The organism is Mycetohabitans sp. B8 (assembly GCF_021991875.1).
Lineage (GTDB): Bacteria > Pseudomonadota > Gammaproteobacteria > Burkholderiales > Burkholderiaceae > Mycetohabitans.
The window spans coordinates 1-17,046 of sequence record NZ_JAHLKR010000009.1; the positions used below are offsets into that span (position 1 = coordinate 1).

General features: G+C 63.9%; 12 protein-coding genes and 1 pseudogene. 8 read left to right on the top strand and 5 right to left on the bottom strand.

Translation table 11 applies throughout. From position 1 onward, the window contains the following. Nucleotides 1-274: 274 nt before the first annotated feature. Nucleotides 275-484 carry an ornithine carbamoyltransferase gene (locus tag KQH60_RS04170; protein WP_237575318.1) on the top strand — a complete coding sequence of 70 codons (210 nt, stop codon included), beginning with the start codon at nt 275-277 and terminating at the stop codon, nt 482-484. Nucleotides 485-501: 17 nt separating this feature from the next. Beyond that, a pseudogene (locus KQH60_RS04175) lies at nt 502-992 on the top strand (gamma-glutamyltransferase); the annotation flags it as partial. 65 nt (nt 993-1,057) lie between these two features. Here KQH60_RS04175 and KQH60_RS04180 read toward each other — a convergent pair. Further along, nucleotides 1,058-1,552, bottom strand: coding sequence for a hypothetical protein (locus KQH60_RS04180; RefSeq protein ID WP_237575319.1), 495 nt, complete (start codon nt 1,550-1,552; stop codon nt 1,058-1,060). Between the two features lies 1 nt (nt 1,553). Next, nucleotides 1,554-1,913, bottom strand: a complete 360-nt coding sequence (locus KQH60_RS04185) for a CoA transferase (RefSeq protein ID WP_237575320.1) — start codon at nt 1,911-1,913, stop codon at nt 1,554-1,556. A 159-nt stretch (nt 1,914-2,072) separates the two neighbouring features. Here KQH60_RS04185 and alaS point away from each other — a divergent pair, with 159 nt between their 5' ends. Then, entirely contained in the window at nt 2,073-4,697 is a 2,625-nt protein-coding gene (alaS, locus tag KQH60_RS04190; RefSeq protein WP_237575321.1) for an alanine--tRNA ligase, read from the top strand. A 42-nt stretch (nt 4,698-4,739) separates the two neighbouring features. Here alaS and KQH60_RS04195 read toward each other — a convergent pair whose 3' ends face one another. Continuing rightward, nucleotides 4,740-5,744: a LysR substrate-binding domain-containing protein gene (locus KQH60_RS04195; protein WP_237575322.1), complete on the bottom strand. Its 1,005-nt coding sequence runs from the start codon at nt 5,742-5,744 to the stop codon at nt 4,740-4,742. 482 nt (nt 5,745-6,226) lie between these two features. On the opposite strand from KQH60_RS04195, the gene KQH60_RS04200 reads away from it, so the two are divergent. From KQH60_RS04200 to KQH60_RS04215, 4 genes are all read left to right on the top strand, one after another. Then, nucleotides 6,227-7,174: a branched-chain amino acid ABC transporter permease gene (locus tag KQH60_RS04200; protein ID WP_237575323.1), complete on the top strand. Its 948-nt coding sequence runs from the start codon at nt 6,227-6,229 to the stop codon at nt 7,172-7,174. After that, the gene (locus KQH60_RS04205; protein WP_237575324.1) at nt 7,171-9,408 is read left to right on the top strand and encodes an ATP-binding cassette domain-containing protein; all 2,238 of its coding nucleotides are present in this window, start codon (nt 7,171-7,173) and stop codon (nt 9,406-9,408) included. The genes KQH60_RS04200 and KQH60_RS04205 overlap by 4 nt, the downstream gene beginning before the upstream one ends. Next, nucleotides 9,405-10,115 (top strand): ABC transporter ATP-binding protein, encoded by a 711-nt coding sequence (locus KQH60_RS04210; RefSeq protein WP_237575325.1) that lies wholly within the window; start codon nt 9,405-9,407, stop codon nt 10,113-10,115. The genes KQH60_RS04205 and KQH60_RS04210 overlap by 4 nt, the downstream gene beginning before the upstream one ends. Nucleotides 10,116-10,261: 146 nt before the next feature. After that, entirely contained in the window at nt 10,262-10,492 is a 231-nt protein-coding gene (locus KQH60_RS04215) for a sulfurtransferase TusA family protein (RefSeq protein ID WP_237575326.1), read from the top strand. Nucleotides 10,493-10,553: 61 nt separating this feature from the next. On the opposite strand, the gene galU is transcribed toward KQH60_RS04215, so the two are convergent. Continuing rightward, complete coding sequence (gene galU, locus KQH60_RS04220; RefSeq protein ID WP_237575327.1) at nt 10,554-11,435, bottom strand: UTP--glucose-1-phosphate uridylyltransferase GalU; 882 nt, start codon at nt 11,433-11,435, stop codon at nt 10,554-10,556. A gap of 98 nt (nt 11,436-11,533) precedes the next feature. Next, the gene (locus KQH60_RS04225; RefSeq protein WP_237575328.1) at nt 11,534-14,395 is read right to left on the bottom strand and encodes a valine--tRNA ligase; all 2,862 of its coding nucleotides are present in this window, start codon (nt 14,393-14,395) and stop codon (nt 11,534-11,536) included. Between the two features lie 206 nt (nt 14,396-14,601). On the opposite strand from KQH60_RS04225, the gene KQH60_RS04230 reads away from it, so the two are divergent. Further along, the gene (locus KQH60_RS04230) at nt 14,602-16,977 is read left to right on the top strand and encodes a UvrD-helicase domain-containing protein (protein WP_237575329.1); all 2,376 of its coding nucleotides are present in this window, start codon (nt 14,602-14,604) and stop codon (nt 16,975-16,977) included. Nucleotides 16,978-17,046: the final 69 nt, after the last annotated feature.

Sequence of the window (17,046 nt, forward strand, 5' to 3'; positions counted from 1 at the left end):
GGGTGGGGGTCGGGCTGGGCACCCGATCTTGCGTCGTTGCGTTCGATATTCATGAGCGGGCAGGGTGGGCCGGCCCGTGCCCGGGCCGGACGATGTTCACGACAATGCATTTTACCCGACGTGATCGCGCGGCCCGTGCCGCGCGATCACGTCGGGAGGCTGCCGCGGCTGCAACACCTGTAACAGCGCGTAAAACCGTTTGCCACCCCGCGCCTTGGTCTCTTAGGCTCCCTGCGCACGCGTATGCGCGCGGATCTGGTCATAAGGAGAAGAAATGAACGCTAAGGCATCGACGCTCGCAAAGGTGGTGGTCCTGGTATCGCTCGTTCCGGCATTGTCTGCATGCGGGTCGTTGTCGCGCTCGGAAAAACACGCGGCGGTGGGTGCGGCGGCCGGGGGCGCGCTCGGTTACGTGTTGACTGGCGGGCCGTTGGGCACGGTGTTGGGTGCGGCCGCTGGCGGCCTGGTCGGTGCAGGCCATTGATGCGTGATACTGAGTGATACATCCACCTAATCGCGGAGATCGAAAAGCGCGTGTTTGCCGAACGCGCACAATACCTGGGTGATCCGGAATACTACAAGGTGCCAGTCGCGCAGTTGATCGACGAGTCGTACCTGACCAGGCGGGCGACCGAGGTCGACCCGAAAGTGCCGTCGGACACCCGTAGCGTGCAGGCAGGCCTGGGCATGGTCACTGCGCAACGCGTGAGCCGCGTCACGGCGAACGAACGCGCCGAGACTACGCACTACTCGGTAGTCGATAGGAGGCCATTGCCGTGATGCGCTTTCATCATCAGTTGCTGCCGCCAAACACGATTTTCTGGGAGCCGTATCGGCCAATCGAGGGTGCGCTCGCGCAGCCACTCCAGGCGCTCGGCTATACGCTGGAAGGGCAGGCGTTCAACGGCGACGTCCAACTCGTGAAGATCAACGGTGACACGCCTGAGCCGGTGGCGGACCCCCGCAAGCGCGGCGTCGCGAGGGTGATCCGGTCGGGCGGCTGTCCGATGCGCCGCCGCGCCGCTCGGTACGAGCGGGGCGCGGGCGCTAGCACGAACTACAGCTTGAGCACGATCAGCAACGTCAACGGATAAAGCCTGGCAAAGCCCTCGCGACGGCAGCGCGTGGCGTTCGCGCCTATTTCGGCGAGCGCGATCGCGAGCACGGCGCAACTCGACGACTGCAGCGCGCCAAAGGTATCGTGAAACAGTGCTCGCCCAAGCGCGAAGCCGAACAACAGCGAGCCGGCGCTCGATGAGAATGCCGACATGCGGCGCTCCAGGTGGTGCTGCGCGGCGTCGAGCCGCCGCGCGGCGCCGTGCGGCATGAACGCGAACACGAGCGCGCCGCCACACTGGAGCGTGCAGGCAAGCGCCATCGCGGCAAAGGCAAGGTAGAGCAACGATACCGGCAATGCAAGCTTATCGATTGCGTACGGGCGCCCGCACCACTGCAGCGTGAGCGCGGCGGCCAGGCCTAGCGCGCCGAACAGCGGCAGGTCGTGCCGCAGGTCGGTCCACAGCTTGAACCATGCGTTAGGTGCACGCTCCATGTTAGATGACCCGTTGCTCGCGTAATGCGGCGAGCGTGGCCGCATTGTCGCCGAGCCATTCGGCTAACACTTCATCGGTATGCTGGCCGAGGGTCAGCGGCGCGAGGCGGGCTTGCGGCGGTGTCGCGCTCATCTTTACCGGGTTGGCCACCCGCATCGTGGTACCGTCGCTTGGGTGCGGCAAGCCCCGCATCGCGGTACCGTCGCTCGGGTGCGGCAAGCCGACGCGTAATCCTCGTGTGATGACTGGCGGATCGTCGAATACTTGTTGAAGGTCGTTGATCGGCCCGTATGGCACGCCGGCACGCTCCAGCGCAACGCGCGTCAGGTCCAGAGCGCGCAGGTAAGTCAAGGCTCCCATAAACCGAACATGTCTCCTTGCAAGTGCGACGGTTGCAGCGATTATACGGGGGCGGGACGCTGTGCCCATCCCGTATAATCAATCGTTTAAACGCATGCGCCCGTGTCCGGATTCACCTGATGCGCTGGCGCGCCAGCGACAGACCACTTGAAGCACGCTATGAAAGCCGCTGAAATCCGCGAGAAGTTCCTGAGGTTCTTCGAATCGAAGGGCCATACGATTGTTCGCTCGTCAAGCCTCGTGCCCGCCAACGATCCGACGCTGCTGTTCACCAACTCCGGCATGGTGCAGTTCAAGGACGTGTTTCTGGGCGCCGACACGCGGCCGTACTCGCGGGCCACGACCGCGCAACGCAGCGTGCGGGCCGGCGGTAAGCACAACGATCTGGAGAACGTCGGCTATACCGCCCGGCACCATACGTTCTTCGAGATGCTGGGCAACTTTTCGTTCGGCGACTATTTCAAGCGCGACGCGATCCACTATGCGTGGGAATTGCTCATACGCGTCTATCAACTGCCGCCCGAGAAGCTGATCGTGACCGTCTATCACGAGGACGACGAGGCGTACAACATCTGGGCCAACGAAATCGGCGTGCCGCTCGAGCGGATCATCCGCATCGGCGACAACAAGGGCGCTCGTTATGCTTCGGACAATTTCTGGCAAATGGCCGATACCGGTCCCTGTGGCCCGTGCTCGGAGATTTTTTATGATCATGGCCCGCAGGTGTGGGGCGGGCCGCCCGGATCGGCCGACGAGGATGGCGACCGCTTCATCGAGATCTGGAACCTTGTGTTCATGCAGTTCAACCGCGATGCACAAGGCAACCTGACGCCGTTGCCCAAGCAGTGCGTCGATACCGGCATGGGCCTGGAGCGGCTCGCCGCGGTGTTGCAGCACGTGCACAGCAACTACGAGATCGATCTATTCCAACGGTTGATCGCCGCGGCGGCTCGCGAAACTGACGTGTCGGATCTTGTGCACAACTCGCTGAAGGTGATCGCCGACCATATCCGTGCGTGCGGCTTCTTGATCGTTGACGGCGTGATCCCGGGCAATGAGGGGCGCGGCTACGTGCTGCGCCGCATTGTGCGCCGTGCGATCCGCCACGGCTACAAGCTTGGCCGCAAGAGCCCGTTCTTTCATCGGCTAGTCGAGGATCTGGTCAGCGAGATGGGGGCCGCCTATCCTGAGCTGACAGCGGCGCAGCAGCGCGTGACCGACGTACTGCGCCAAGAAGAGGAACGATTCTTCGAGACGATCGAGCACGGGATGTCGATCCTGGACGCCGCGCTGTCCGAGCTCGCGGCGCGCGGTGCGAAAGTGCTCGACGGTGAGCTTGCGTTCAAGCTGCACGATACGTACGGCTTCCCACTGGACTTGACAGCGGACGTGTGCCGCGAGCGGGGCATCGGCGTCGATGAGGTGGCGTTCGATGAAGCGATGGCGCGCCAGCGCGAGCAGGCGCGTGCGGCCGGCAAGTTCCGGATGGCCCAGACGCTCGACTATACGGGCGGCAAGACGACATTCCACGGCTATGACAAGCATGTGTTCGACGATGCCAAGGTCGTCGCGGTGTATGTCGACGGCCTAGCGGTGCCGTCGCTGCAGGTGGGCCAGCAGGGCGTGGTCGTGCTTGACCAGACGCCTTTCTATGCGGAGTCGGGCGGCCAGGTCGGCGACCAGGGCACGATCGGCAATGCGACGGCGCGCTTTGCGGTGTTTGACACGTTGAAGGTGCAGGCCGGCGTGGTCGGTCACCACGGTACCCTCGAGCAGGGCGAGCTGAAGGTGGGCGATGTCGTTAGCGCGCGCGTCGATGCCGAGCGGCGCGCGCGCACCGCGCGCAATCACTCGGCGACGCACTTGATGCACAAGGCGCTGCGCGAGGTGCTGGGCCCGCATGTGCAGCAAAAGGGCTCGCTGGTCGATCCGGACAAGACCCGTTTCGATTTCTCGCATCATGCGCCGCTCAGCGATGACGAGATCCGTCGCGTCGAGGCGATCGTCAATGCCGAAGTGCTGGCCAATACGCCGGGTATCGCGCAAGTGATGCCATTCGATGACGCGGTCAAGTCGGGCGCGATAGCGCTGTTCGGCGAAAAGTACGGCGACGAGGTCCGCGTGCTCGACCTGGGTTTCTCGCGCGAGTTGTGCGGTGGCACACATGTGCGGCGCACCGGCGACATTGGTTTGTTCAAGATCGTGTTCGAAGGGGGGGTGGCCGCCGGCATCCGCCGTGTCGAGGCGATCACCGGTGACAATGCGTTGCGCTATGTGCAAAACCTGGAGGCGATGCTCGCGGGAGCTGCCACGGCATTGAAGGTCCAGCCGGCGGAGCTTGCCCCGCGCATCGCGCAGATGCAAGACCAGCTCAAGGTGCTAGAAAAGGAACGGGCGCAACTCAAATCGAAGGTCGCGTCGAGCCAGGGCGATGAGTTGGCGAGTCAGGCGTTCGACGTGGCGGGCGTGCGTGTGTTGGCGGCTCAACTCGAAGGTGCCGATGTGAAGACACTGCGTGAAACGGTGGACAAGCTGAAGGATAAGCTCAAGCATGCAGCAATCGTGCTGGCGAGCGTCGACGGTGGCAAGGTCAGCCTGATCGCCGGCGTGACGACCGACGCGAGCAAAAAGGTCAAGGCTGGCGAACTGGTCAACTTCGTTGCGCAGCAGGTCGGCGGTAAGGGTGGCGGCCGTACGGACATGGCGCAGGCGGGCGGCACCGATCCGTCGAAGCTGCCGGCGGCGCTCTGCGGCGTCAAGGAATGGATTCAGGCGCGATTGTAAACACGCCGCGGGGATAACCGCCGTGTCGCGGTGCAGTGGCGCTCACGCAGCGCGGCCTGCGGACGCAATTGGAGCGGCGGGCGGCTGCCGCCGACGCGACGGCGGCGGCCGCGATGGCGTCGCAGTTGCCGTGGCCGTCGCGGCGTGGGGTGGCGCGACGGCCACGGCAAGGTCAGCCAGCAGGATTTGCCGCAGCGCCCGGGCCGCGGATGACGCGTACCCGCGTCGCCAGGCGAGCAGCGTATCGATCGTGCCGATGTCAGGCAATGGGTGCATCGATAGACCCATTTCATGTCCGCTCGCACGCTGCAGTTCGAGCACTGAGCGGGGGGCCACGGCGATGCCGGCCCCGGCGGCGACGCAGGCCACGATCGCATGATACGAGCCGAGCTCGAGCACGCGGTGAGGTCGCAGCGCGTCGTGCGCGTACCAGCGTTCGGCATACGCGCGATACGCGCAGCCTGGCTCGAATGCAACCAGCGTGGCAACGCCCACGTCCCGCGGCTGGCGGATGGGCGGGTGATCGCGCGCGGCGATCAGCACAAGCTCCTCGCGATACACGGGCGTGAGCTCGAACATGTCGGTGAGGTGGGACAGGCCCTCCACCGGTGTGGCGATCAGCGCGACATCGATATCGAACGCCCGCAAGCGGTTGATTAGGCAACCGGTTGTACCCGTTGCGAGTTCCAGCGTCACGTCTGGCCACTGGTTATGATATTCGGCCAGTCGTTGCGGCAAGCGCGTTGCCGCGGTGCTTTCCATTGCCCCTAACCGCAGTCTGCCGTGAGGACGCTCGTTGGCGAGCGCATCGCGTGCTTCATCGGCCAGCGCGAGCAGGCGTTCGGCATAGTCGAGCAGCGTATGGCCCGCCGGCGTCAGCACCAGCTTGCGGCCTTCTCGGAAGAACAGTTGCGTGCCGAGTGCTCCCTCGAGCTGCTTGATCCGCGTCGTCACGTTTGACTGCACCCGATGCAGCTTCGCCGCGGCGCGCGTAATGCCATTTTCGCGAACGACAGTGCAAAAAATCGACAACGCAGCAAGATCCATGGTTCTTTCCCGGAGATGTAGTGGGTCAGAATAATTCATTTTTTGAGATAGTGCGACGCTGCTACGATCGGATCATCTAATGGGTTTTCTACGGTGGTGTCGTATTCCTGTCCGATCCCGACCAGACTTCATCGTCTGCCGAATCCATGCATGCTCCACGCGCCGGGGCAGCCATGCAAGACTCGCCGAAGCCCCGCGAGCCCGCCTCGCGCGTGGACGAGCAACAGGCGGCGCGGCCGCTGGCGCAGGCCCGATGCACGACGCGGCCAGGCGGCGTCTCAAAGCCGATACAATAGGCGGCTTTTTCGCGCATTTCAAACGATGATGGGATCGACACCCGCAGGTGCGCTGGGCAGCGACTACCGGTATTGTCCGCGCTGCCGCGCCGAATTGATTGACCGACCCGTTGCGCGCGGTGCTCGAACCGCTGGTTCGATAGCGGAGCGGCGGATGCGATACGTCGAATGCCCGCGGATTTAACGATGCAATCGTTCGTTGTCGTATTGCTCAATGGCCTGAGCTATGGGTTGCTGTTGTTCCTATTGTGTGCCGGGCTGACACTTGTGTTCAGCTTGATGGGCGTAATGAACTTTGCGCATGCGAGTTTCTACATGCTCGGTGCCTACATCGGCTACACGGTCGCGCGCTACGGTGGCTTTGCCGCCGCGTTGATCCTCGCGCCGGCCGCGGTGGCCGGCCTGGCCGCCGCTTTCGAGCTTGGCGTGTTGCGCCGCGTGCACCGCCACGGGCCACTTGCCCAGTTGCTGGCGACCTTCGGCCTGGCTTATCTGATTGCCGAGTTCGTGCAATTGGGATGGGGCCGCTCGCCGTTGCCCGTCGTCGTGCCGCAGTGGCTCGATGGCGCACTGGTGAATTGGCATGCTGTGGCATTCTCCCGTCTTCGCGCCTTCATGATGGTGATCTCCGCTGGCGTGCTCGGCCTGTGTGCGCTGCTACTGCGGTATTCCCGCGTTGGCCTAGTGATCGCGGCCGCGCGCACGCACCCGCACGCTGTGCAGGCGCTGGGCCATGATGTCGCTCGTGTGCATACCCAGGTGTTCGCGTGCGGCGCGGCGCTTGCCGCGGTGGCCGGTGTGCTCGGCGGCGTGGCATTCGTTACGGATACGTCGATGGCCGAAACGTTGGGTTCGGTCGTGTTTGCGATCGTCGTGGCGGGTGGAATGGGTTCGTTGGCTGGCGCATTCGCCGCGTCGCTGTTGTTTGGCATTGTGCAGACGCTGCTTGTCGGACTCGACATACGGCTTGGCGCGCTGCTCCATTGGATGGTGCCGATGATGGGCGAGACCGGCGCATGGGGCCGCATCACATTGGCACAACTCGCGCCAGTGACACCCTTTGTGTTGTTGATCATCGTATTGGCGTTGCGTCCGGGCGGGCTGGTGCGTGGCCATACGGAGCCGGACACATGATGGCGCAGCGCGAGACCCCGCATGGTGCGCGGATCGACCGCGCCGTGCAGCCGCCGCCGTGGGGCGGGCTGATGTTGGCGGCCGTGCTTGCCGCGCTGCCGTTGCTGCCGCTGGCGCATGGCGAGCCGAGCGGCGCGGCGCTGGCGCTCGCGTCTCAGGCGGCCGTGCTGATCGTGTTCGCGCTATCGTACGATTTGTTGCTCGGTCAAACCGGCCTGCTGTCGTTTGGCCATGCCATGTATTACGGCATCGGCGCGTTGGCGGCGGCGCGCGTGGCCAACGCGTGGGCATTGTCTGCGCCGTGGCTGCCAGTGGTCGGCGGCGTGGGCGCGGCGCTTGTTGCCGTCCCGGCCGGGTGGCTCTGTGCGCGCCGGGGCGGCGTGACCTTCGCGATGGTGACGCTGGGACTGGGCGAACTGGTTGCGACTGCGGCGAGCACCGTGCCGGACTGGTTTGGCGGCGTGGGCGGCGTGATGATCGACCGCGCAGCCGTCCCGGGCTGGTTCGGTATCGATTTCGGCTCGACGCGCGCGGCCTACGGCCTGGTGGTCGCGATCACACTGGCCTCGTGCATGCTGATCGCCTGGTTATTGCGCACACCGCTCGCGCACGTGGCCAACGCGGTGCGTGACAATCCGCGACGGGCGGCATTCGTCGGCGTGAATCCATCACGCGTGAGATGGGCGATGACGGTCATCGCCGCGTTCTTTGCCGGCGTCGCCGGTGCGCTGTCGGTGGTGACCTTTGAAATCGCTACCGCGGACAATGCGAGCATTGCAACATGCGCGACTGCGCTGATCGCCGTGGTGATCGGCGGCACCAGCACGTTCGCCGGTCCTGTGCTAGGTGCTGTGGTCTATGTGTCGATCGCGAACGGCTTGGCGTCGCTCACCCGCGCGTGGCCGATGTACGTTGGCCTCTTTTTTCTGCTTGTCGTGGTGCTCGCGCCCGGAGGGCTGGTCGGTGCAGGGTTGCATCACCGGGTGTCGCCATCCCTGGTGGGCAGCCGGCGTGCGCGATGCGCGCTACCGTGGTTCAGCGAGCGACGCATCGCACGCGTGCTGGCCGTGCTCGGCATGCTGGCCGGCAGTATCGCTGTGATTCAATCGGTTTATGCATTGCGATTCGACGATACCGGCGCGGATATCAGCCGTTTGCGCTGGTATGCGGTCAATGGGTGGGGCATAGCGGTGGCCGGTGTGGTCTTGATGGCGGTGTCGTCGTTCGCGCTGCGTGCCACGGCGCCGCGTTCGTCGCGCCGGGTTGCCGAGGGCTTGCGTTCGACTCATGCTTCTGCGGCAGCCATGGCTTTGCCCCATGCCTCTTTGGCAACTATGGGGCCAGCCGTATCTGAAGCCACCGCGCCAGTCATCGTCGCAGGCGCTGCCGTCAGCGCCCAGGCACGAACAGCCGGTACGACGGAACAAGCGAAACCCGTTGATCCCGTGCCGGTGGTACGGCCGGGACACGCGCCGAGCAGCCCGGCGCTTGATGTGACGCTGGACGACGTCCATGTCAGCTATCGTGCGACACCCGTACTGCGTGGCGTGCGATTGCACGTGCGGGCCGGCGAAATTCACGCGTTAATCGGCCCCAATGGCGCAGGCAAGTCAACGGTATTCAATGTGCTCAGTGGCGTCACACCGTTTGATCGAGGCACCGTGCGGCTCGGTGACAGGCCGATTCGGCGGTGGGCCGCGCATCGGATCGCCCGCCTCGGCGTCGCGCGGGGCTTGCAGACCCCCAGCTTGTTCGCGCAATTGTCGGTACTGGACAATGTGTGCTGTGCGATGCTTTGCCCGCGTGGCGCGCCGCTTTATCGCTGGCTGCAGCCTGCTGTATGGCGCGGTCTGCGTAAGCGCGCACTCGACTGGCTACAGGTGGTGGGCATTGACGATGAGGCTAGCGCCCGTGCCGCGCAACTGAGCTATGCCCGACAACGCGCGCTTGAGTTGGCCATGGCCACGGCCAGTGGTGCGCGACTGCTGTTGCTGGACGAGCCGACCGCCGGCATGAGTCGGGCAGAGGCCATCGAGGCGCTTGCATTGATCCGCACGATGGCGGCGGGGCGCACGGTCCTGCTGATCGAGCACGACATGGACATCGTGTTCGAGCTTGCAGATCGGATTTCGGTACTGGTCGAAGGCGTGGTCATTGCCACCGGTACGCCGGCGCAGATCCGCGCCAATCCGAGGGTGCGCAATGCTTACCTAGGCCCCGCGCGTGCGCCATGAGGCTTGACGTGCGCCACCTGGAGGCCGGATACCAGGGCGTGCGGGTCATCCAGCACGTATCGATGCACGTGGACGGCGGAGAGATCGTCGCCTTGTTCGGCCGCAATGGCGTGGGCCGTTCGACGCTGGCCAAGGCCATCGTCGGCTTGGTTGAGCGGCGCGGCTCGGTCGAACTCGATGGCATGCAGCTCGGCACGCTGCGCACCGTGGACATCGCTCGCGCTGGCGTCGGCTATGTCGCCGAGACCCGCGATGTGTTCCCGACATTGAGCGTCGCGCAGAACTTGCTGCTCGGCCTACCGCGACACGCACGGGGTCCGGCGGTGTTTGAGCCGCTGTACGAGTTGTTTCCTCGCTTGCGTGTCCGTGCCGACGTAAAGGCGGGCGTGCTCTCCGGTGGGGAACAGCAGATGTTGGCCATTGCCCGGGCGTGGGCCGCGCAGCCCCGTGTGTTGATCATCGACGAGCCGACCGAGGGCCTCGCGCCGCGTGTTGTCGATGAGCTCGGCGTTGCACTGGCGACACTGGCCGCGCGCGGCACTGCGATTGTGCTGATCGAGCAGCGTGCCGCAATGGCGTTGGAGCTAGCGCGCCGCGTCTACGTGATGGGACGCGGCCCGTCGGGCTTGGGTGAGATCGTCTTCACCGGTGAGCGCAGCGCGTTCGAGGCGACGCCGGCGATTGCCCGGCAATGGCTGTCGGTGTAGCGCTGCGCGAGCCGCAGCGGCGGCATGGCGTCATCGAGCTATAGCCGGGTCAGCACGCCGGCGATGCAGACTGCCAGCGTCGTTTCCCGCTACAATTCGTAGGCGGTGCGGACCCGCATCACGTTTGAGTCAACGGTAGGAATTCGATGGAAGTCCACAAGGAAGTCGACGCGCGGGGGCTGAATTGCCCATTGCCGATCTTGCGCGCGAAGAAAGCGCTGGCCGACATGCAGAGCGGCCAAATCCTGAAAGTGCTGGCGACGGATGCCGGCTCGCAGCGGGATTTCGCTGCGTTTGCGAAGCAGACCGGCAACGAGCTAGTCGAAACCAGCACGGACGCCGACAAGACGTTCGTATTCTTGATGCGTCGGCGTTGAGCGCCTGATCCATCGGCGTTGAGCGACACGGCGCCGCGAGCGGCGGTGCCGTGTCGTAGCGTTAGCCTTCGAGCACCGGCGAACGGGTACGCAGGTATTCGGCGAACTCGTCGCGAACCTCCGGGTGTTGCAGCGCGAACTCGACGGTTGCCTTCAGGTAGCCGAGCTTGCTGCCGCAGTCAAAGCGCGTGCCGTGGTACTTGTATGCGAGCACCTGCTCGTCGCCGAGCAGCGACTGGATCGCGTCGGTCAATTGCAATTCACCGCCCGCGCCTGGCTTCAGTGCACGCAAGTGACTGAAGATGCGCGGCTTGAGCACATAGCGGCCGACCACGCCAAAATTGGATGGCGCGACCTCCGGGGCCGGCTTCTCGACGATGCCCGACATCTTGACGATATTGTCTTCCCATTCCTTGCCGTCTACGATGCCGTACGACTTCGTTTCTTCGTGCGGCACTTGCTCGATGCCAATCACCGAACTGTGGTAGTGATCGAACACCTCGATCATCTGCTGCATCACGGGCGGGCGACCGTACAGCAGATCGTCGGCGAGGATGACCGCGAACGGGTTGTCGCCGACGAGCTTTTCCGCGCACAGCACTGCATGCCCAAGTCCGAGCGCCTCGGGCTGGCGAACGTAGAAGCAGTCAACATGGCTGGGCTTGATCCCGCGCACCAACTCGAGCAACTTGTCCTTGCCGCGAGCCTCAAGCTCTGATTCGATCTCATATGATTTGTCGAAGTGATCTTCGATCGCGCGCTTGCTGCGGCCCGTCACGAAAATCATTTCGGTGATCCCTGCGGCAATCGCCTCCTCAACCGCATACTGAATCAGCGGCTTGTCGACCACTGGAAGCATTTCTTTCGGGCTCGCCTTGGTGGCCGGAAGGAACCGCGTGCCAAGACCTGCCACGGGAAACACTGCCTTAGTAACTTTGAGCATCTTCAATGACCCTGTTCGTTTCCGGTTGTACTACGTTAGCCTGATATTGGACAGCGCGACAAAAATTTTTGCCCTGCTATAGCTCATAACCCTGCGCTTTATGCTGGAAGCCGCCCGAGTTGGGCGGTCAATTTTGCCAACATCAACTCAAAATCTGCCAACCTTTTGCGCTCCTGGTCGACGACGGCGGCTGGCGCGCGGGCCACAAAACGCTCGTTTTGCAGCTTCGCATGGCATTTGGCCAGTTCGCCGCCGATGCGGCTGATTTCGCGGGTCAGCCGTTCACGTTCGGCGGCAACGTCAATCTCGACCTTCAGTACCAGCTTGTTCGAGCCGACAAGGGCAACAGGCGCGCCATGCGCCTGTTGATCGAGTGCGGCTTCGTCTGCGAGCACCTGGACTTCCGACAACCGCGCAAGTGCTTGGGCATAGGGTGCGAATTCGCGCAGGCGCGTGGCATCGCCGGCCGCCAACAGCGGCACGCGGGTGGCGGGCGACAGGTTCATCTCGCCGCGCAAATTACGACATGCATCGACTACTGCCTTCAGTTCGGCAACCCACTGTTCCGCCCGCTCGTCGATCTTTGACGGCGTGCTGCGCGGATAGGGCTGCATCATCACGGAGGCGTCGCCGGCTGCGGTTCCAGCCGGATACCGACCTGCCAGCGGCGCGACTTTCTGCCACAACGCCTCGGTAATGAACGGCATCAGCGGGTGCGCGAGCCGCAGGATTGTCTCGAGCACCCTAAGCAGCGTACGCCGCGTGCTGCGCTGCTGCGCCGGCGTGCCGGTTTGCAACTGAACCTTGGCCAATTCGACGTACCAGTCGCAATACTCATCCCAGACGAACTTGTAGATCGCGCTTGCAATGTTGTCGAAGCGGTAATCGGCAAAGCCCTTCTCGACGTCGGCCTCGACCCGTTGCAACAGCGACACGACCCACCGGTCGGCAGGCGAGAAGTCGAGTGTGCCGTGCGGCCCGCAATCGTCATGGCACGGCGCGATACCGCAATCATGCCCTTCGCAGTTCATCAGCACGAAGCGCGTGGCGTTCCACAACTTGTTGCAGAAGTTGCGATAGCCTTCGCAGCGCGCCAGATCAAAGTTCACGTTGCGCCCGAGCGTGGCCATCGACGCCATCGTGAAGCGCAGCGCGTCGGTGCCGTAGGCGGGAATTCCGTTCGGAAACGCCTTGCGCGTCTTTTGCTCGATCGATGTCGCCTGCTTCGGATTCATCAATCCGGTCACGCGCTTGGCGACGAGCGTCTCCAGGTCGATGCCATCGACGATGTCGATCGGATCGAGTGTGTTGCCGCGGCTCTTGGACATCTTTTGGCCTTCGGCGTCGCGCACCAGGCCGTGCACATACACGGTGTGAAATGGCACCTTGCCAGTGAAATGGGTGGTCATCATCACCATTCGGGCAACCCAGAAAAAGATGATGTCGAAGCCCGTCACCAGCACCGACGACGGCAGGAAGTGCTCGAGTTCCGGCGTCGATTGTGGCCATCCAAGCGAGGAGAACGGCACGAGCGCGGACGAGAACCACGTGTCGAGCACGTCCTCGTCGCGCTTGAGCGCGCCGTTATAGCCCTGTGCGCGAGCCTGTGCCAGGGCGTCGGCCTCGCTATGCGCGACGAACACCTGGCCATCGTCCGCATACCAGGCGGGAATCTGGTGGCCCCACCAGAGTTGGCGCGAGATGCACCAGTCCTGGATATTCTCCAGCCACTGGTAGTACGTGGTGGTCCAGTTCTCCGGCACGAACTTGATCTGGCCGTGGCGCACCACGTCCAGCGACGTTTGCGCGATCGACTTGCCCGGATGCAGCGTGCCTTCGGGCGCCGGCCGGCTCATCGCGACGAACCACTGATCGGTAAGCATGGGCTCGATGATCGATTGCGTGCGATCACCACGCGGCACGACCAACCGGTGCGGCTTGACCGACTCGAGCAGGCCGAGCGCGTCCAGGTCCGCGACGATGCGCTCGCGCGCGTCGAAACGGTCCAGCCCGCGGTAGGCGGCCGGTGCGTTGTCGTTGATCTTCGCATCGAGCGTGAGCACGACGATCTGCGGCAGTCCATGGCGTTGCCCGACCTGGTAGTCGTTGAAATCGTGCGCTGGCGTGACCTTGACCACGCCGGTGCCGAACTCGCGTTCCACGTAGTCGTCCGCGATCACCGGGATCTCCCGTCCGACCAGCGGCAGCGTGACGGTCTTGCCGACCAGCGCCGCGTAACGCTCGTCCTGCGGATGGACCATGACCGCGACGTCGCCGAGCATCGTTTCGGGCCGTGTGGTCGCCACGCTCAGGTGGCCTGAGCCGTCAGTGAGCGGATAGCGGATGTGCCACAGCTTGCCGTCCTCTTCCTCGCTGACCACCTCCAGGTCCGATACCGCGGTCCTCAGCTTCGGATCCCAGTTCACGAGCCGTTTGCCGCGGTAGATCAGCCCTTGCTGGTAGAGGCGCACGAACACGTCGGTGACGACGCGGGACAGGCGCTCATCCATCGTGAAATACTCGCGCGACCAGTCGATCGACGCGCCGAGCCGCCGGATCTGCCGCGTGATCGTGGAGCCCGATTCCTGTTTCCATTGCCAGACGCGCTCGACGAAACGTGCCCGCCCCAGTTCGTGCCGTGATTGCTGTTGCGCGTCAAGTTGGCGTTCCACGACGATTTGCGTGGCGATCCCCGCATGGTCCGTGCCGGGCACCCATAATGTGTTCTCGCCGCGCATCCGATGGTAGCGCGCCAATCCATCCATGATGGTCTGGTTGAACGCGTGGCCCATGTGCAGCGTGCCGGTCACGTTCGGCGGGGGCAGCTGAATGGCGAAGTCGGGCCGCTGCGGGTCCAGGGTTGCCTTCGCGTAGCCACGCTTTTCCCATTCTGGGCCCCAATACGCCTCGATCGTCGAAGGCTCAAAACTTTTTGCAAGCGTGGTATCGCTGTTGCTCATTGTCGAAATCTGCCGGAAAGACGGTGAAAATGCGGTCGAATAAATCGTCGTGGTAAATTATAAGGGAGCTGGCGATGCGCGGGCGCCGGTTGCGCTGCCGCGCGACGGGGTACCTGCCGCTGTGGGGCGGCATGCCACGCGCATTCTCCGCGTGCTGGGCCGACCACGGCCGTATAATGGCAAGCTTGTTGTGACCAAGGCCGCTCATGTCTGATTTGCTTGCCCACCTGAATCCCGAACAATATGCAGCGGTGACGCTGCCAAATGAACCGGCCCTGATTCTTGCCGGCGCGGGTAGCGGCAAGACGCGCGTGCTGATTACCCGCATTGCATGGTTGATCTCGCGCGGTGAGGCGAGCCCCGCCGGCATCCTGGCCGTCACGTTCACGAACAAAGCAGCGCGCGAGATGCTGACCCGCCTGGACGCGATGCTGCCGATCAATACGCGCGGCATGTGGATCGGCACGTTCCACGGATTGTGCAACCGCATGCTGCGCGCCCATTACCGCGATGCTGGATTGCCGCAGGCCTTCCAGATCCTGGACACGTCAGACCAGTTGTCGGCGATCAAGCGGCTGATGAAGGGCCTGAACGTTGACGACGAAAAATATCCGGCAAAGAGCCTGCAGTACTTCATCAACAACGCGAAGGAGCAAGGCTTGAGGCCCGAGCGGGTTGATGCGAGCGACAACTTCAATCGCAAGTGCGTCGAATTGTATGCTGCTTACGAGCAACAATGCCAGCGCGAGGGCGTTGTCGACTTCGCGGAATTGTTGCTGCGCTGCCATGAGCTACTGCAACGCAACTCGGCGCTGAGGGCGCATTACCAGGCCCGTTTCCGGCATATGCTAGTCGACGAATTCCAGGATACCAACAAGCTGCAGTATGCGTGGTTAAAGCTGCTGGCCGGCGGACACAATGCGATATTTGCGGTCGGCGACGACGACCAGTCGATTTACGCGTTCCGCGGCGCCAACGTGGGCAACATGCTCGATTTCGAGCGCGAGTTTAACGTCCGGCACCTGATCAAGCTCGAGCAGAACTATCGTTCGCACGGCAATATTCTCGATGCTGCTAATGCGCTGATTGCGCACAATTCGAAACGGCTCGGCAAGAACCTGCGTACCGATGCCGGCCACGGCGAGCCGGTGCGGGTCTATGAGGCGGCGACCGATTCGCAGGAGGCCGGCTGGATCGTCGAGGAAATCCGCGCGCTGATCAACACGGGTCTGTCGCGCGACGAGATCGCGGTGCTTTATCGCAGCAACGCGCAATCGCGTGTGGTCGAGCACGCGCTGGTCAACGCCGGGATTGCGTACCGGGTCTACGGCGGACTGCGTTTTTTCGAGCGCCAGGAAGTCAAGCATGCGCTTGCGTACCTGCGGCTGATCGACAATCCGAGTGATGACACCGCGTTCGCTCGGGTGGTCAATTTTCCAGCCCGTGGCATTGGCGCACGCTCGCTCGAGCAACTGGCCGATGCCGCACGGCTATACAACTGCTCGATGGCACAGGCGATTCCCTACGTGACCGGCAAGGCTGGCCAGGCGCTTGGCGGGTTTCTCGCGTTGATTGAGCGGATGCGTGGCGAGACCCGTGCGATGAGCTTGCCAGCGACGGTCGAGGCGGTGATTCGGCTCAGCGGGTTGGAGCAATTCTATGCCAACGAGCGTGAAGGTCAGGAGCGTATCGAGAACTTGCAGGAACTGATCAACGCGGCCAGCGCGTTCGTGTCCGAGGAAGGTTATGGCCTGGATACGCCGGCGCGCTCGATCCCGCTCGCGTTGGGTGCGAGCCGCGCGGCCGCGTTGCGGGGGGCGGACGAGGATGGGGAGCAGGCCGTGCTGGATGCGCTGCGCATCGACGCACCGGCGCAGAATCCCGACTCGATGACGCCGCTTGCCGGCTTCCTGTCGCATGCATCGCTCGAGGCGGGCGACAATCAGGCGCAGGCCGGTGAGCACGCGGTGCAATTGATGACGGTGCATGCCGCTAAGGGGCTCGAGTTTGCCGCCGTGTTCATCACCGGACTCGAAGAAGGCTTGTTCCCGCATGAGAACAGCGTGGCGGAACAGGATGGGCTCGAAGAAGAGCGGCGCCTGATGTACGTTGCGATCACGCGCGCCAAGGAGCGGCTCTATCTGTCGTTCGCCCAAAGCCGGATGCTGCACGGCCAGACGCGCTACAACGTGCGCTCGCGTTTCTTCGACGAATTGCCTGCCGACGTGTTGAAGTGGCTTACGCCCAAGCTGGAGCCCGGCTTACGCTGGGGTCAGCGCGCCGGTTTCGGCGACAACGCTGGATGGGGCCGCGATTGGTTCGGCCGCGGCGGCCGGCGTGACGACGCGCCGCATGGCAATGCGCGCTTTGGCGATGGCGCGCCGGCGCCGGCGTTCGCGGACCAGCAGCGCGCCGCGCAAAGTGGCTTCCGGATCGGCCAGTGCGTGTTTCACGCGAAATTCGGTGAGGGCACGATCACCGCGCTGGAGGGGGGCGGCACGGACGCGAAGGCGCAGGTCGCCTTCAAGCGGCACGGTACCAAATGGCTTGCACTCGCGGTCGCGAAACTGCAGTCGGTATGATGAACGGATAGCGGTGGGGGCGACGGGTCGGCAGCGGTAGGGCGACGGACCGGCAGAGGTAGAGCAACG

What these genes read in the sequence shown, in the direction of transcription:
- KQH60_RS04170 (WP_237575318.1), top strand. Translation starts at nt 275, where the DNA reads ATGAACGCTAAGGCATCGACGCTCGCAAAGGTGGTGGTCCTGGTATCG.
- KQH60_RS04180 (WP_237575319.1), bottom strand. Translation starts at nt 1,552, where the DNA reads ATGGAGCGTGCACCTAACGCATGGTTCAAGCTGTGGACCGACCTGCGG.
- KQH60_RS04185 (WP_237575320.1), bottom strand. Translation starts at nt 1,913, where the DNA reads ATGGGAGCCTTGACTTACCTGCGCGCTCTGGACCTGACGCGCGTTGCG.
- alaS (WP_237575321.1), top strand. Translation starts at nt 2,073, where the DNA reads ATGAAAGCCGCTGAAATCCGCGAGAAGTTCCTGAGGTTCTTCGAATCG.
- KQH60_RS04195 (WP_237575322.1), bottom strand. Translation starts at nt 5,744, where the DNA reads ATGGATCTTGCTGCGTTGTCGATTTTTTGCACTGTCGTTCGCGAAAAT.
- KQH60_RS04200 (WP_237575323.1), top strand. Translation starts at nt 6,227, where the DNA reads ATGCAATCGTTCGTTGTCGTATTGCTCAATGGCCTGAGCTATGGGTTG.
- KQH60_RS04205 (WP_237575324.1), top strand. Translation starts at nt 7,171, where the DNA reads ATGATGGCGCAGCGCGAGACCCCGCATGGTGCGCGGATCGACCGCGCC.
- KQH60_RS04210 (WP_237575325.1), top strand. Translation starts at nt 9,405, where the DNA reads ATGAGGCTTGACGTGCGCCACCTGGAGGCCGGATACCAGGGCGTGCGG.
- KQH60_RS04215 (WP_237575326.1), top strand. Translation starts at nt 10,262, where the DNA reads ATGGAAGTCCACAAGGAAGTCGACGCGCGGGGGCTGAATTGCCCATTG.
- galU (WP_237575327.1), bottom strand. Translation starts at nt 11,435, where the DNA reads ATGCTCAAAGTTACTAAGGCAGTGTTTCCCGTGGCAGGTCTTGGCACG.
- KQH60_RS04225 (WP_237575328.1), bottom strand. Translation starts at nt 14,395, where the DNA reads ATGAGCAACAGCGATACCACGCTTGCAAAAAGTTTTGAGCCTTCGACG.
- KQH60_RS04230 (WP_237575329.1), top strand. Translation starts at nt 14,602, where the DNA reads ATGTCTGATTTGCTTGCCCACCTGAATCCCGAACAATATGCAGCGGTG.